Here is a 14,779-nt window from a genome sequence, read left to right on the forward strand (position 1 = left end):
ATATAAAAATCCTTAAATAATAATTGATTAGGTGAAGCAATGAAGAAAACAATCATGGGTGCAATGGTGGCGTTAACCATGTTCAGTGGGCAGGCTCTAGCTGCGGGAGATGCTGCAGCAGGTCAAGCAAAGTCGGGAGTATGCGCGGCGTGTCATGGCGCTGATGGTATTGCTGTCATTCCGGGTTACCCAAATCTGAAAGGGCAAAATGAGCAATATATTATCAGTTCAATTAAAGCTTATAAAAATAAAGAGCGAACAGGTGGGCTTGCTGCTGTGATGCAAGCTCAAGCTTCATTGTTGTCTGATGAAGATATCGCTAACCTAGCGGCTTACTACGCAAGTTTGAAGTAAACGCGAGTCTGAAAAAGCTTGGACGATTGGGCATTGAGCAGTCCTCATTGGGTTTTATCAACTCACGATATTCGCTATGTTAATTTGCTCAGCCTGGATTTTCGCTGGTGGATCAGAGACAAACATTGAATGTTGCGAAACGCTAAACGATAATAAGCGCAATCGATTGAAGCTTAAGGGATGAACATGAAAAAAATTGAAGCGATTATCAAGCCATTTAAACTGGATGATGTTCGAGAAGCGCTAGCTGAAGTTGGCATTACAGGGATGACCGTCTCTGAAGTGAAAGGCTTTGGTCGCCAAAAAGGTCACACCGAGCTTTACCGTGGTGCAGAGTATATGGTGGACTTTCTACCTAAAGTGAAGCTCGAAATCGTTGTAACGGAAGATGTGGCTGATAAATGCGTAGAGACAATCATTGAAACCGCGCAAACTGGTAAGATTGGTGATGGTAAAATATTCGTCACTGATATTGAGCGTGTGGTTCGTATTCGTACTGGTGAAGAAGACGAAGACGCGATCTAAGGTTTCTTGTCACTTGTTTCGTATTTATTATGCTAAAAGGGAGCCAAGTGGCTCCTTTTTTGTTGTTTGCTTATTAGTGAAATCATTTAACCCGAGATTTGTTGTTCTAGATTTCGGGTGCCTACATTCAGGTTTGTCGTATGTTTAAGCGTTTTTTTCTGGCGTTAGCTTTTCTCGTAATGGCGGTATTGGTTGGCTTCCAGGTTATTTTCACCGTACCAGATCAGCCGCAAATTATTACTCAAACAGGTACCGAGCTGACACAAGATATCAGGTGCATCGAATTTAGCGATTCAAAAGCTCTCGATCATGACGGCAAAATCAATGTGCTTGTCTGGAATATCTACAAACAGAACCGGGCTAATTGGCAACGTGCACTCGATGAGTTTTCTGCTGATAAGCAGTTACTGTTATTGCAAGAAGCCAGCATGACACCATCATTTAAACAGTGGTTGGTGGATGGTCGCTGGGTTAGTAATCAAGTGAGTGCTTTTAAGGCGCTGGGTAGCGGTGCCGGTGTAATTAGTATTGCTCAAGGGCAACCAGAAAAAGCCTGCGCTTACACCTCTAAAGAGCCGTGGCTTCGCTTACCTAAGTCTGCATTATATAGCCAGTATCACTTGAGTAATGGCGAGAAACTCGCAGTGGTGAATGTACATGCAATTAACTTCACCGTGGGTACAAAAGAGTATGTATCTCAGTTAACGGCGCTTGAAATGCTTTTAAAGCATCATGTGGGGCCAATTCTATTTGCTGGAGACTTCAATAGCTGGAGTGAATCTCGCGTTAATGCGATGAGGCAGGCCTTAAAGGCTGCGGACTTACAAGAGGTGACGTTCTTGCCGGATCATCGAGTCCAATTTATAACAGGGTTACCACTGGACCATGTGTTTTACCGAGGTCTGACGCTTAAGTACGCAAAAGCGCCGCAGAGCGACGCTTCCGATCATAACCCATTGTTATTGTCATTTACGTTAAATAACTAGCTTAGGTTACCACAATATAAAGTGCCCAAATAACGTAGAAGAATACCCATGGCAGGCTTGCTATCACCAAAGCTTGGCCACGTTCAAACTCCGTCCACGTCAGTACAACGCCGTAGCCGAGCACAATGTACCAAGGCAGAAGCAAAGGTAACGAGCTAGCGAAATGAGACCATTCGTTAGTAAGAGGCAGCTTTAATAGACCATTGAGGCTATTTAAATCGGCAGCGTAAGTCATTACCTGACCATGCTTGAGTAGCAAGCTCGCGTAGCTTGCTACATCGCCCAATACTGCTGGGAATAAGATAGCACACGATGCGGCAAACCATTTCCAGTAACCGTATTGTTGTTTGCTTGCCTTTGTTGCAAGAAAGAACCAAAGCGCGAGCAATAGTAAGGTGGCAAAGCGGTTGAATACATCATTGATGATCGCGCTTGCCATTAGCGTGTTTGGTTCTAATAGCTCAATCTGCTTCGGGTCGATTTGCTGAAATTGCGCAGCAAGTTGGTCACTGAGCCACGTGAAATCGACATTCGAAAAGTAAGCACCCCAGAATAAAAACGGACTAAGCATCAGGAAGATGAACGGTTGCCATCCCCATCCACCGCGTTGATAAAGCGCAAGAAAACAAGATGTTGGAGAACGAAAAATGTCCAACAGCATCACAAGTGGATTGCTTGATGGGTTCATACACTTACCTTCGTTACGTCAACGTACAACTTAAGCTTTTGACCTGGTTGTAAGTATTTTTTCTTGTGTAGCGAGTTCCATTTCACGATGTCGTTCGTTTTTACTTTGAACTTGCTTGCAATGCCGCTAATGGTGTCGCCAGAGCGAACGTTGTAGAAAACGGTACGGATCACAGAACCTTTGTCTGAGTCTTTCCAAATCACTAGCTTTTGACCCACACGCAATGGATCTTTAGGGCCCATACCATTCCATTTAGCTAACGATTTATACGACACTTTATTGTTACGTGCGATTGACCACAAACTTTCTCCAGACTGAACGACATGGGTGAGCTTGAGTTGACCACGAGCACGAGATTGAGTCTTGTTTAATCGGTTTTGTGCCGTTAATGCGTATTTTGCATCGTCTTTTGTTGATGTCGGAATCAACAGGTATTGACCAATACGAATATTGTTATTCGATAGGCCGTTGGCACGTCGAATGACTTTCGTGGTTGTGCCGTATTTATTAGCTAGCACGCTTAAAGAGTCGCCAGATTTCACCTTGTAGCGAGCGACCTTCATCCCTTTACCGCGATTTTTCTCCACCTTGGTGAGAAAAGTCTCTTTTTTCTCTACGGGAATCAAAAGTTGGTGCGGCCCCTCAGGCGCTGTCGACCACTGGTTGTATGCTGGGTTGTAACTCTGCAACTCTTTTACGCTAATGCCGGCATAATCTGCGGCAATAGCCAGATCTAACTGCTCTTCTGGATCAACAAGCGTTAGAACAGGCTTGTTTGGAATTGCAGGAATATTAAGTCCGTACTTGTCTTGGTTTGCGATAACGTCAGCCAAGGCCAATAGCTTAGGAACGTAACTGCTGGTCTCTTTTGGTAAGTCTAATGAGAAGAAATCGATAGGTTTACCGAGCTTTTTATTCTTACGAATTGCGCTAGAAACTCGGCCTCCACCGCTGTTATAAGCGGCGATTGCATGTTCCCAGTTACCATCAAAACGCTCGTTTAGTTGTACTAGGTAGTCCAGCGCTGCATCCGTTGCTGCTGCCACATCTCTGCGACCGTCATACCAGTAGTTTTGCTCTAATCCCATCATTTTTCCGGTGCCTGGGACAAATTGCCACAACCCAGCCGCGCTACCATGTGAGTAGGCAAAGGCATCGAATGAACTTTCCACTACAGGAAGTAATGCAAGCTCCATTGGGAGTCCGCGCTCTTCGATACGTTTTGTGATCATGTATAGAAAAGGAGTCGCACGCTTAGATACCGTGTAAAGGTGATTTGGGTGCTTTAAATACCACGTACGGTAGTAGTCCACTTTCTTGTGGTTTGGGATATCCATGTCCAGCTGCATGGCGATACGTTGCCACACATCTTCTTGTTCTTGGGGGGAGAGAACTTTAGGCGCGTCGTTAGCGGATTTTTTTGCTAGTGACGATTTATTGCCCGGTTGAGCTTTTACTGCATTTTGCTTTGCAGTCTGCTCAGATTTATTGGTTTCTGGTGTAGAAGACGTTGAATCTGACTGAGTCAATTGACAGCCAGATAATAACAACGCCAACGCCCAAGTATACTTCAAACGCATGGATTCAGCCTATTTAGGGCCTGTTTATCTTCACCTGCCTGTCGCGCAACGTAATGTGCGTGGCAGTCGCAAGATAATAGACATCTTTTAAACACTAACTAATTTATAGAGGCAAAGAGCTTCTAATTATGCAATGGGGAGAAATTCAAATAGATTTATATCAACCCCAAACGTAAGAGAAGCGCCAGTGGCGCTTCTCGAAAAATCAGCCCCTGATAATACTGGGGTCTTGCAAACTTACAAGCAGAAAATGGTTAAAATTCGTTCTTCCACTCGCGTAAAGCAGTAAAAACCGAGCATGGATCGCTATTTTTAATGCGACTAGCAACAGATTGAACCACGTCAGGGTTAGAGGTTCGCAAGAACGGATTAATCCACTTTTCTTTGCGTATTGTTGTTGGAAGTGTCGGAATGTTGAGTGCTCGCAGTCGGTTTACATCGTCGCGATATTGGCGAAGTTGCTCATTATCAGGTTCAACCGCTAGAGCAAACGCCACGTTACTCGCCGTGTATTCATGTGCGCAGAAGACTTGAGTTTCTTCTGGTAGAGACGTTAGTTTACTCAGTGATTCAAACATTTGCTCAGGCGTACCTTCAAAAATACGACCACAGCCAGCGGAAAAGAGCACATCACCGCAAAACAGTTTTCCGTCTCCAACGTAACCGATATGGCCCAAAGTATGACCGGGTAACCCAAGTACTAAGAAAATCTCACCAAACAACTCCAGCTTGTCGCCTTCTTCCATTGGTGTCGTTAGGGTTGGAATTGGCTCTGATTTTGGGCCCACAACGGCGACGTCAGGAAATGCACGCACTAAGTCTGGAACGCCACCAATGTGATCGTTGTGGTGGTGCGTAATTAAAATCGCTTCTAAAGTTAATTCGTTAGCCTGCAGAAATTCTAATACTGGCTTCGCATCGCCCGGATCAACGACTGCGCAGCGCTTATCGCTATTTTGTATCAGCCAGATGTAATTATCATTAAATGCGGGTATGCTTTTGATCTCTAACACGATTCGTTCTCCGTCACCCATTTTAGTCAGGTGGTTAATGAAACCAGCACTCAGCAACAAAACTATACCACACCCGTCGACTTGGTCAGCAATGAACAACGGTCCGTGGGTGCTTGAGTCAATCCAGACCCGACTTGATGAATGGTGCCCGAAACTCTTCGGCTACCATATGCTCAAACTGGGCGGGTTGAGCTGTGAGCTAACCAGCTGTAATTGTAACATTCAACACCAAGTCAACGTAGATATCCAGAACCCGTTGCATAATGTGATTGCAGATGGTTACGAATTACCCTTTTTGGAAAAAAGCTTTGATGTTGTGATACTCGCTCATCAGCTCGACTATGCAAGCGATCCACACCGTTTGTTGCGTGAAGTCGATAGAGTGATGATGGATGATGGCTATGTAATTATTACTGGATTCAACCCATTAAGCTTGACTGGATTAGCGAGTTTGCTTCCATGGCGTAAACATAATTTGCCTTGGAGTGGACGAATGTTTACGTCGAACCGCATCAAAGATTGGTTAGGGTTACTTAATTATCAAGTGATTCATTGTGATCGTTATGCGCTGTTTCCGATGAAACGTTACCGTACGATGTGGACATGGTTGGAAAATAGTCTTGGTGATTGGGCATCACCCGCTGGGAGTTTGTATTACATAGTCGCGCGGAAACGGACATACCCTCTCAAGCCTATCAAACCGCATTGGCGCTTGAAGAAAAAGCTCACACCACTTGGGGTGATGAATCGAGAGGGTAACACTATGAGGAAAGAATCTCGCTAAGAGGGTTGGTAACCTGTATCTTCCTCAGTTGGGTTTTCTGCAGCAGTCCGGGCTAGCTCATCACACATTTCGTTCTCACGATGGCCCGCGTGGCCTTTTACCCAATGCCATTCAACTTGATGGCGTGCGGTTTCTTTGTCTAGAGCTTGCCATAAATCGGCATTCTTCACGGTTTTTTTATCCGCTGTTTTCCAACCACGCTTCTTCCAGTTATGGATCCACTGAGTAATACCTTGGCGCACATATTGGCTGTCAGTCGTTAAAGTGACTTTACAAGGTTGTTTTAACGTCTGTAGCGCGACGACAGCCGCCAACATTTCCATGCGGTTGTTGGTAGTTAACGTATAGCCTTTGGAAAGTGTCTTTTCTACGTCTTTGTAACGCAATACTATGCCGTAACCACCTGGTCCTGGGTTACCTAAACAAGAACCGTCAGTGAAAATCTCAACGTGTTTGGTCATATTTTTTGGTACTATTAGCCGAAACATTTAATAAAGCATAGTCTGACATACATAACCTTATGAATACCAGCAGCAATTCTGAATATAACCGCATTGTCGTTCTCGATACCGAAACCACAGGTATGAACCGCGAGGGTGGTCCTCACTACATGGGACACCGCATTATTGAAATCGGTGCCGTGGAGATCATCAACCGTAAGCTGACTGGTCGTCACTTCCACGTTTATTTAAAACCCGATCGTGAAATCCAACCAGAAGCGGTTGAAGTTCACGGTATTACGGATGAATTCTTGGTTGATAAACCGGAATACGCGAGCGTGCACCAAGAGTTTCTTGAGTTTATTAAAGGCGCAGAACTTGTTGCCCACAACGCGCCCTTCGATACCGGCTTTATGGATTACGAGTTTGGCATGCTCGATCCTAACATCGGCAAAACGGACGACTACTGCAAGGTGACCGATACCCTTGCTATGGCGAAGAAAATCTTCCCTGGTAAGCGAAACAACCTTGATATCTTATGTGAACGTTACGGTATTGATAACTCGCACCGTACACTCCACGGAGCTTTGCTCGATGCGGAGATTCTAGCCGACGTTTACCTCTTTATGACGGGTGGTCAAACGAGTCTAGAATTTAACGCGAATAAACAAGAGGGTGGGGTAGAAACCATTCGTCGTATTGAAGGAAGAAAAGCGCTAAAGGTTTTGCGCGCAAGTGCCGATGAACTAGAAGCTCACCAAAAAAGATTAGAGTTGGTGAACAACTGTATTTGGCATCAATAGGAGAAGCTATGTTGAGGGCTTTGTTGGTCGCGTTTTTAGCGATATGGAGTAGTCTCTCGAGTGCTGCGAGTGAATCTACAATGTCTTTGTTAGACAATCGCTTTCGAGTTGATCCAACCATCGAGCAGATCACGTTTTTGGTTTATCGTGAGCAAAGTTCTCAGCCAGTTGTTTTAGTCCGTCCTGACGGTAAAAAATACTATGCTTGGGGCTCTTACGACAATGTACGTTGGTATCAAGAAGCCTCACTCGATATTATTTCCGTTGATAACCCTATGCCAGGTCCATGGCAGGCTGTGGGGAAAGTTACGCCTAAAAATAACATCCGCTTAATTTCTCACCTAAAGCTCAGTACGGATCTGTTCCCAAACCGATTATATAATGGGGAAGCGCTTAAGTTTACAGCTCGCCTGACCTCCGACGGCAAACCTCTTGTACTGCGCGACTTCCTTGATCGCGTGAATCTGCGCGTGACATTTACCAAGTTTGTCGAAAATGAAGATGAGCTGATCAAAGAAGCACGTCCAGTGCCGATGGTTGTGGGTGAGTTTTCTGATGACGGCCGAGGCTTGGATGAAAAAGCAGGGGATGGAGTGTTCACGGTTCAGCTCCCAATAGACGTTGAGCCTGGTAAGTACCGTGCGCGCATCACGTCTGGCAATGGCGTATTCTTACGAGCGCAAGAGCAAGTCATCTTGGTTTATCCGAACCCAATCTCTCGTACTTTTATTCAGGCTCGTAATCCCGATAAGCCACACCAATTAGTGGTGAGTGGCGAGCAAGGTATGATTGCACCAGGCTCTATTGCAGTCACAGTGAAAAAGGACGCTCCCGATGGTTTCATTAGTTACAGCCAAGGACAGGTCTCTAAAGATGGAATGAGAGTTACGTTGAACCTCAATAACGATGCTGAGCTTGGTAAGTACGCATGGCGCGGCGAGATCTTTGCCACTGATTTTGCAACTCAGCGCTCGTTGGTGTTTCCTATCCCAGAGCAAACCTTCAGTGTTGTTGATGAAGTTGATCTAGAAGCTGCTCGAATTGCAAAAGAAGCTGAATTAGCCGAACAGCGCCGTATTGAAATGGAAAAGCAAATTATCGCTGAGCGAGAGGCTGAGCGTAAGCGCAGCATGATTATTATCGCGGTGGGTAATTTGATAATGCTGCTGATTGTGATCATTGCATGGATAGTCTGGCGCAAAATTAAAGCGAAGCGCGATGCCATGCCAGAGATGCAATTAGAAGTACCAAAGAAATAGTAGTAACACATAAAGCGAGAAACGGAGCCAATCGGCTCCGTTTTTTTATCAAGTTACCAAGTTGGAAGAAGAAAAATGGATAAATTATGAATATTTAAGTTTACTGTATTCAAATATATGTTTGGGATTTTATATAAATAATATATCATTTTTACTTTCTAAATTGGTTGCATTTTTAATGTGACTAACTTTCAAAACAATCAATTAAAGATAAAGAAATAATGAATAAAATTTTAGCTTTTTTTTGTGCAGTGATAATTGTAGGTTGTTCTTCTATTGATAATGGTGTTAATAATCCAGATTCGGGAAGTAATAATTTAAAATCACTTGATACCTTCACTTTCGATCCCTTAAGTAAAATCCAAAAAGTAGAAATACCAACTTATTATGATGGCTTGTTTGATACAGCAAGACCCTATTTAGATGAAAAGTACCCTTACACCTATGTCAGTAAACCTCAAGCATACATAATTGATGACGAGATTATTTCTTTTGCTCCTTGGTTTCCTGTCGAAGGAAGGTTTACGGTTTTTCCAACCGCTCACTATATAGTTATAACTCAAGAAACCGAGAGTGGCTTAGTCTCCGCACGATTTAATCATGAACAAGTAATTAAGCTGTTAAGTGAAGAGTATAAAATTACTGAGCATACAAGTCCGTTTTTTCATTATGTTCTAGAGGTTTCTCCAAGTGAACAAACCAATTTTGTAGAAGATATCCATAAAAAATTGAGTAGACTTCCTTCAGAATAAGGATTGTTGGTTGAATTTTGGTCAATAAAGTCAGGGGTTCTGGCTTTATTGATTGCATGGAGTTCTATTTATATTGATTTGGGCTTTGTAATAGGTAGTACGCCATAATAACAAGAGCCGATCTTTTAGGGTTTCTGGATAAATATTCAGCTGTGCGTGATAAATAAGAATAAGTAAACGCGAGGTCTCTGATGAAATACAAAAAGCGTCAGAAGTATAAATACACTCTCCATTCTGAAGAAAAGATTGAGACTCACATTTCAGTGAGTAACGCGTATGACAGCCCTTTTCTTAGTTTGTCCAAACAAGGCGTGTTAACGATTAAAAAGGGCTATGCATGGGATGGAGCGAGTGGGCCAGCGTTAGACACAAAAAACATTATGAAAGCTTCTTTAGTGCATGATGCTCTTTACCAACTCATGAGGGAAGAGGTGTTGCCTCAAAGTGCTCGAAAGCATGCGGATACGTTGTTGAGAGAAACATGTTTAGAAAAAGGAATGTCTAGCTTCAGAGCAACTTATATCTATTATGGCGTCAGAGTTGTCGGCGGGTTCTTTTCTAGACCCGATACTTTGTGTGCTTAATGGGAACATCTTTCCAACGTATAACTGTTTATTTATACAGTTTAGTTATGTAAGCTCCAAGGTGATACAAAGGAGTAGTACATAATGACAATAAGATATGAAGAGCATGTGCCAAGCCCGAAAGAATACTGTGATATGCGTATAAAAGCCGGGCTATCACCTAAATCGTTGAAAGCTGCTGAAATTGGCCTACCCAATTCGTTATATGGCGTATCTGTTCGGGATGAAGGAAAGCTCATTGCAATGGGTCGGGTTGTTGGTGACGGGGCGTGTAACTTCGAAATTGTCGACGTTGCCGTTGATTCTGATTATCAAGGTAACGGTTTAGGTAGAAAAGTCATGGAATACATCGACGGTTATCTTTCTTCTGTTGCACTTGAAGGCTCTTACGTTTCTATGATTGCTGATGAACCGGTCTTTTACGAAAAGCTTGGTTATAGGCTGGTGGCTCCTAAAAGCCAAGGGATGACAAAAAAGTTTAAGCCAAAGGCATAACACGTATTCAGCTGTGAAGATAAGCACTAGAAAACAGGAGTTTAATTTCCTGTTTTCTATATTAAATTTGTATTTAAGCCACTTCTGGAATTGGTTTGGGTGGCTGCTCTAAATCAGGCTCTTTTTGAACAGTAGGAATTTGTCCCTCACCCACAGCACTGATGTAACAGCCACTAAGTTTAATGGCAAGGTACATATCAGCTCGCAGTAAGATGCCTCCTTCACTGGTGCTGATACCAGTAAGCTCACACCATTGACGAAGACGTCGTTTCCTTCCTGCTAGGATTAAGCGTACGCCTCTCTTTTTCAAAGTATTGTGAATATCTGCCAGTGTTGCCATCACACTGAGATCCAAGTGAGTAAAGCTCGACACGGCGTCGATGACAACGCAACTTGCGTCTTTGTGATGCTCTGCCTGCTCTAACACTCTACGTTTAAAGTAAGGAGCGTTGAAGTAAGTTAGCGGTGAGTTAAAGCGGTAAATCACCATTCCAGGAATAGGCGATGCTTTTCCTGAGTCGTCGATGGTCCGAATGGTACCTTTTTCATCCAGGCCAAGTAGCTGATCACTCGGCCGCATGACAATACGTAAAAATTGAAACAGCCCTAGCAGTACCGCCAAAGTGATCCCCGGTATTACACCCACGATCAACACAGAAATAAAAGTAATGATGGCCAGATAAAATGCATCTTTGTCACGAGATTTTAATTTCCAAATTGCTTTAAGATCGAGCAGCGATAGGGACGCAATGATCAATACAACACCAAGTGAAGCGATAGGGATGAACTGCAAAGGCTCGTAAATAAATACCGCAATAATGGCAATAGTGATTGCAGCGACAATCGAAACTAATTGAGATTTACCGCCATTTGCATCATTGACGGCTGTGCGTGAGTCAGCGCCGCTTATCGCGAAACCTTGCGAAAACGCTGAGGCAATGTTGGCAAAACCCAACGCCTGAAACTCTTTATTAGCATCAATATCATAACCGTTTTTAGCAGCGAAACTGCGGGCGGTGAGCATCATGCTAACAAAACTGACAATCGCAAGGTTGAGAGCCGGGACCACTAGTTCACGAACTTCACCTAGCTCAAACTCCGGTGTTTGAAACTGAGGGAAGCCACCTTGAGTGAGTCCGACAACCGATACGCCCATCTCTTGTAAATGGAAAAACCAAACTGACGCAGTAGTTACGAGGATCGCCAGCATGGCAGCAGGCCAAGTTGGTCGGTAGCGTTTGGTGAGCAAATAAACGACAACTGTCACGATACTCAGAGTTACAGTAGGCCAATGAAGCTCGGTTAGTCGTTGTGGAGCTTCCCATAAACGTTCCAGTAAATAACGTTGCTCGTATTTCAAACCGACTACTTTCGCAAACTGACCAACGATAATTGTGAGAGCAACACCGTTGAGTAGACCCAAAAGAATCGGACGAGAAAGGAAATCTGCAAACACCCCTAGCTTGAAACGACTTGCCAGTACACACCAAATCCCCGTCATCGCTGTCATGGTCATAACCAACTGCCAATGTTTTGTGGGGTCACCTGCGGCAAGTGGTGTCACAACAGCAGCGATCACTGCACAGGTTGCTGCATCGGGTCCGACAATGAGTTGCCGAGATGTGCCCATCATGGCGTAAACCAACATTGGCAGTACACACGAATACAGACCGACAATTGCGGATACACCAGTTAACTGTGCATAAGCTATGGCAACTGGCAGTGCAACCGCGACAACAGAAAAGGCGGCTCTAAAGTCGTTAACAAACCATTCTTTTTGATAATGCTTAAGCTGAACAAGCCCTGGGAACCACTGTGCGAGTAATATTTTAGCCAACGGATTTACCATATATGTGAGTGAGTTACTTAAAGTATACACCGCTTAGTTGGAACGTCTGTGAGTTAGTTATCACTGGAAATCGGGGGAAAGATTGGAGTGCGTGGCTTTTATTGCGATTGCGCAGGGGCTTCGTGGTGTTATGAATGCGATTCTGGAAGCAATAAAAAACGGGAGCTGATACTCCCGTTTGTGGTCTCAGATTCTAGAGTTACGCGACACTATCCATCTGAGGGTATAGCGGCTTTGCGGCAAGCAGTTCCGGCTCAAAATCATCAACGTTGATTGTATCTAGACGATGCTGTTCCGCTTCTCTGAGTAGATCGGCTTCTTCTTGCGTGATAAAGCCTTGCTCTAACCCTTCCTGAGCAATCATATCCAAACGTAAGAATGGGCGACGCTTACCTTGCGCTTTACATACTTTGTCAAACACAGGCTCAGCTTGAAGAATGACTGATAGTGCAAGCTCAATCTTACCTGCTGCGTTGTGCTCGGTTGGTTCAAGGTATTGACCGCGACCAATGCGTGAGCGCGTTGCACTTGGTGTTTGTAGAATGCGCGCCACTTTACTGTCTAGTTTATCGCTTGGTGCTTTGCGTACGCGACCAAATGGCATGATTAATACGCGTAGCGCACGGCCAATTACTTTGTTCGGGAAGTTTGCTAAGAATTCATCTACTGCCACTTCCGCTTGTTTCAAACTGTCTTGTAGACCCCAGTGTACTAATGGTAAATCTTCGACTGGACGGCCATCTTGCTCAAAACGTTTCAACGTCGCAGAGCTCAAATATAGCTGGCTTAGAATGTCACCAAGACGTGCTGATAGACGCTCTTTACGCTTCAAAGAGCCACCTAGCACTGCCATTGAGATATCCGATAGCAGAGCAAGGTTTGCACTGTAACGGTTCAATTGTTGGTAGTAACGCTTGGTTGCATCTTTGGTTGGTGATGAAGAGCCCAGACCGTCGCTCAAACCAAACCAGATACTGCGCACTAGGTTACTCATTGTAAAGCTCACGTGACCAGCAAGCGCTTTATCAAATTTCTCGACAGCATTACTTGCTTCAGAATACGCCGCGTTCATTTCTTCAAGAACGTACGGATGGCAACGGATTGCGCCTTGGCCAAAGATGATCATTGAGCGTGTTAGAATGTTAGCACCCTCAACCGTTACCGCGATTGGCGCACCTTGGTAACCACGAGCTAGGAAGTTAGAAGGTCCCATACAGATACCTTTACCGCCTACGATGTCCATTGCATCGATGATGCTTTGCTGGCCGCGGTGCGTACAGTGATACTTCACGATAGCTGAGATTACTGATGGCTTTTCACCTAAGTCGATACCCGCAACGGTTAAGTTGCTTGCTGCATCCATCACGTAAGCATTACCACCCAAGCGTGCTAATGGTTCTTCAACTCCTTCCATATGGCCGATCGGCTGTTTGAACTGACGGCGAATACGTGAGTAAGCACCGGTTGCCATTGCCGCAGTTTTGATGCCACCTGTTGAGTTTGAAGGTAGCGTGATACCACGTCCAACCGACAGACACTCAACCAGCATACGCCAACCTTGGCCCGCCATTTTTTCGCCACCGATAATGAAATCGATAGGAACAAAGATGTCTTTACCGCGCGTTGGACCATTTTGGAATGGCACATTGAGTGGGAAGTGTCGGTTACCAATCTCAACACCTTTGACATCAGTTGGGATAAGCGCACAAGTGATGCCAAGATCTTCTTTGTCGCCTAGCAAACCTTCAGGGTCGCGAAGTTTAAATGCTAAGCCTAGTACCGTTGCGACTGGCGCTAGGGTGATGTAGCGCTTGTTCCAAGTTAGGCGCATACCCAGTACTTCTTTTCCTTCCCATTCGCCTTTACAGACCACACCGTAATCTGGAATAGATCCAGCGTCAGAACCCGCTTCTGGACTTGTTAGGGCGAAACAAGGGATTTCCTTACCTTCAGCTAGGCGCGGTAAGTAATGATTTTTCTGATCTTCAGTACCGTAGTGTTGCAGTAACTCACCAGGGCCTAAAGAGTTAGGAACACCAACGGTAGACGATAGAACGCCAGAAACACCCGTTAATTTTTGTAGTACCAAAGATTGCGCGTATGCTGAGAATTCTAGACCACCGTACTTTTTCTTAATGATCATGGCGAAGAACTTATGATCTTTCAGGTATTGCCAAACTTCTGGCGGTAAGTCCGCGAGTTCATGGGTCACTTGGAAATCACTCACCATGGCGCACACTTCATTCACAGGGCCGTCTAAAAAGGCTTGTTCTTCCGCACTTAATTTAGGTGCTTGAATCGCGTGTAGCTTTTGCCACTCTGGTTTGCCTTTAAATAGTTCGGCTTCCCACCAGACGGTACCTGCGTCTAACGCTTCTTTTTCGGTTTGAGACATAGCTGGCAGCACTTTCTTGAAAAGCACTAACGCTTTGCGGCTAATTAAAGACTGACGTACGCTAGGAACCGCGAGCACAGCTGCGGCGAGAACGTAAATAGCCCAACCAATAACGCCGACAGTACCAGCTACTGTAAGAGCCAGCATGGCTGCGGTGAGTAAGCTAATAGATTTCACGAGAGACATGCGGTGGTAGAGCGTAATGCCTAGCACGATCGCCATCGTGATGATTGAGAGCAAGATGTCCATATGTATTTTCCTTTTCAGACTTT

The 14,779-nt window shown here is 44.7% G+C and carries 15 protein-coding genes; 9 read left to right on the forward strand and 6 right to left on the reverse strand.

From position 1 onward, the window contains the following. Nucleotides 1-39: 39 nt before the first annotated feature. The 3 genes from R7Q41_RS12740 (at nucleotide 40) to R7Q41_RS12750 (ending at nucleotide 1,865) form a co-directional block, all read left to right on the forward strand. Nucleotides 40-354 carry a c-type cytochrome gene (locus tag R7Q41_RS12740; RefSeq protein WP_017636043.1) on the forward strand — a complete coding sequence of 105 codons (315 nt, stop codon included), beginning with the start codon at nucleotides 40-42 and terminating at the stop codon, nucleotides 352-354. Nucleotides 355-540: 186 nt separating this feature from the next. Next, a complete protein-coding gene (glnB, locus tag R7Q41_RS12745; protein ID WP_005380372.1) occupies nucleotides 541-879 on the forward strand; it encodes a nitrogen regulatory protein P-II in 339 nt (112 codons plus the stop codon). Between the two features lie 140 nt (nucleotides 880-1,019). Continuing rightward, entirely contained in the window at nucleotides 1,020-1,865 is an 846-nt protein-coding gene (locus tag R7Q41_RS12750; RefSeq protein ID WP_025768251.1) for an endonuclease/exonuclease/phosphatase family protein, read from the forward strand. Between the two features lies 1 nt (nucleotide 1,866). Here R7Q41_RS12750 and R7Q41_RS12755 read toward each other — a convergent pair whose 3' ends face one another. From R7Q41_RS12755 to gloB, 3 genes are all read right to left on the reverse strand, one after another. Further along, the gene (locus R7Q41_RS12755) at nucleotides 1,867-2,553 is read right to left on the reverse strand and encodes a YIP1 family protein (RefSeq protein WP_005380375.1); all 687 of its coding nucleotides are present in this window, start codon (nucleotides 2,551-2,553) and stop codon (nucleotides 1,867-1,869) included. Further along, on the reverse strand, nucleotides 2,550-4,133 hold the full coding sequence (locus tag R7Q41_RS12760; RefSeq protein WP_017820746.1) for a LysM peptidoglycan-binding domain-containing protein: 1,584 nt from the start codon (nucleotides 4,131-4,133) through the stop codon (nucleotides 2,550-2,552). Before R7Q41_RS12760 ends, R7Q41_RS12755 begins: the two co-directional genes overlap by 4 nt. Nucleotides 4,134-4,387: 254 nt before the next feature. Next, entirely contained in the window at nucleotides 4,388-5,146 is a 759-nt protein-coding gene (gloB, locus tag R7Q41_RS12765; protein WP_017636045.1) for a hydroxyacylglutathione hydrolase, read from the reverse strand. Between the two features lie 37 nt (nucleotides 5,147-5,183). On the opposite strand from gloB, the gene R7Q41_RS12770 reads away from it, so the two are divergent. Continuing rightward, nucleotides 5,184-5,930, forward strand: a complete 747-nt coding sequence (locus R7Q41_RS12770; protein ID WP_017636046.1) for a class I SAM-dependent methyltransferase — start codon at nucleotides 5,184-5,186, stop codon at nucleotides 5,928-5,930. Here the strand turns inward: R7Q41_RS12770 and rnhA are convergent. Further along, complete coding sequence (gene rnhA, locus R7Q41_RS12775; protein WP_318144518.1) at nucleotides 5,927-6,391, reverse strand: ribonuclease HI; 465 nt, start codon at nucleotides 6,389-6,391, stop codon at nucleotides 5,927-5,929. The genes R7Q41_RS12770 and rnhA overlap by 4 nt on opposite strands. Nucleotides 6,392-6,450: 59 nt before the next feature. On the opposite strand from rnhA, the gene dnaQ reads away from it, so the two are divergent. The 5 genes from dnaQ to R7Q41_RS12800 all read left to right on the forward strand — a co-directional run bounded on the left by dnaQ (nucleotide 6,451) and on the right by R7Q41_RS12800 (nucleotide 10,263). After that, nucleotides 6,451-7,173 carry a DNA polymerase III subunit epsilon gene (gene dnaQ, locus R7Q41_RS12780; RefSeq protein ID WP_017636047.1) on the forward strand — a complete coding sequence of 241 codons (723 nt, stop codon included), beginning with the start codon at nucleotides 6,451-6,453 and terminating at the stop codon, nucleotides 7,171-7,173. Between the two features lie 8 nt (nucleotides 7,174-7,181). Further along, complete coding sequence (locus tag R7Q41_RS12785) at nucleotides 7,182-8,432, forward strand: TIGR03503 family protein (protein WP_025768253.1); 1,251 nt, start codon at nucleotides 7,182-7,184, stop codon at nucleotides 8,430-8,432. 221 nt (nucleotides 8,433-8,653) lie between these two features. Continuing rightward, on the forward strand, nucleotides 8,654-9,184 hold the full coding sequence (locus tag R7Q41_RS12790) for a hypothetical protein (RefSeq protein WP_318144519.1): 531 nt from the start codon (nucleotides 8,654-8,656) through the stop codon (nucleotides 9,182-9,184). Nucleotides 9,185-9,375: 191 nt separating this feature from the next. Beyond that, nucleotides 9,376-9,768, forward strand: a complete 393-nt coding sequence (locus R7Q41_RS12795) for a DUF1353 domain-containing protein (protein WP_017633769.1) — start codon at nucleotides 9,376-9,378, stop codon at nucleotides 9,766-9,768. 84 nt (nucleotides 9,769-9,852) lie between these two features. After that, nucleotides 9,853-10,263 carry a GNAT family N-acetyltransferase gene (locus R7Q41_RS12800; RefSeq protein ID WP_005391824.1) on the forward strand — a complete coding sequence of 137 codons (411 nt, stop codon included), beginning with the start codon at nucleotides 9,853-9,855 and terminating at the stop codon, nucleotides 10,261-10,263. Between the two features lie 73 nt (nucleotides 10,264-10,336). Here R7Q41_RS12800 and R7Q41_RS12805 read toward each other — a convergent pair whose 3' ends face one another. Both R7Q41_RS12805 and fadE read right to left on the reverse strand, forming a co-directional pair. Then, on the reverse strand, nucleotides 10,337-12,112 hold the full coding sequence (locus R7Q41_RS12805; RefSeq protein ID WP_017820741.1) for a SulP family inorganic anion transporter: 1,776 nt from the start codon (nucleotides 12,110-12,112) through the stop codon (nucleotides 10,337-10,339). A 199-nt stretch (nucleotides 12,113-12,311) separates the two neighbouring features. After that, a complete protein-coding gene (gene fadE, locus R7Q41_RS12810; RefSeq protein ID WP_053306714.1) occupies nucleotides 12,312-14,756 on the reverse strand; it encodes an acyl-CoA dehydrogenase FadE in 2,445 nt (814 codons plus the stop codon). Nucleotides 14,757-14,779 lie beyond the last annotated feature (23 nt).

Origin of the sequence: Vibrio sp. 2096 (assembly GCF_033339595.1) — a bacterium.
GTDB classification, from domain to species: domain Bacteria; phylum Pseudomonadota; class Gammaproteobacteria; order Enterobacterales; family Vibrionaceae; genus Vibrio; species Vibrio alginolyticus.

Coding starts and splice junctions, on each gene's coding strand:
- R7Q41_RS12740 (WP_017636043.1), top strand. CDS start 40: ATGAAGAAAACAATCATGGGTGCAATGGTGGCGTTAACCATGTTCAGT.
- glnB (WP_005380372.1), top strand. CDS start 541: ATGAAAAAAATTGAAGCGATTATCAAGCCATTTAAACTGGATGATGTT.
- R7Q41_RS12750 (WP_025768251.1), top strand. CDS start 1,020: ATGTTTAAGCGTTTTTTTCTGGCGTTAGCTTTTCTCGTAATGGCGGTA.
- R7Q41_RS12755 (WP_005380375.1), bottom strand. CDS start 2,553: ATGAACCCATCAAGCAATCCACTTGTGATGCTGTTGGACATTTTTCGT.
- R7Q41_RS12760 (WP_017820746.1), bottom strand. CDS start 4,133: ATGCGTTTGAAGTATACTTGGGCGTTGGCGTTGTTATTATCTGGCTGT.
- R7Q41_RS12770 (WP_017636046.1), top strand. CDS start 5,184: ATGAAACCAGCACTCAGCAACAAAACTATACCACACCCGTCGACTTGG.
- rnhA (WP_318144518.1), bottom strand. CDS start 6,391: ATGACCAAACACGTTGAGATTTTCACTGACGGTTCTTGTTTAGGTAAC.
- dnaQ (WP_017636047.1), top strand. CDS start 6,451: ATGAATACCAGCAGCAATTCTGAATATAACCGCATTGTCGTTCTCGAT.
- R7Q41_RS12785 (WP_025768253.1), top strand. CDS start 7,182: ATGTTGAGGGCTTTGTTGGTCGCGTTTTTAGCGATATGGAGTAGTCTC.
- R7Q41_RS12790 (WP_318144519.1), top strand. CDS start 8,654: ATGAATAAAATTTTAGCTTTTTTTTGTGCAGTGATAATTGTAGGTTGT.
- R7Q41_RS12795 (WP_017633769.1), top strand. CDS start 9,376: ATGAAATACAAAAAGCGTCAGAAGTATAAATACACTCTCCATTCTGAA.
- R7Q41_RS12800 (WP_005391824.1), top strand. CDS start 9,853: ATGACAATAAGATATGAAGAGCATGTGCCAAGCCCGAAAGAATACTGT.
- R7Q41_RS12805 (WP_017820741.1), bottom strand. CDS start 12,112: ATGGTAAATCCGTTGGCTAAAATATTACTCGCACAGTGGTTCCCAGGG.
- fadE (WP_053306714.1), bottom strand. CDS start 14,756: ATGGACATCTTGCTCTCAATCATCACGATGGCGATCGTGCTAGGCATT.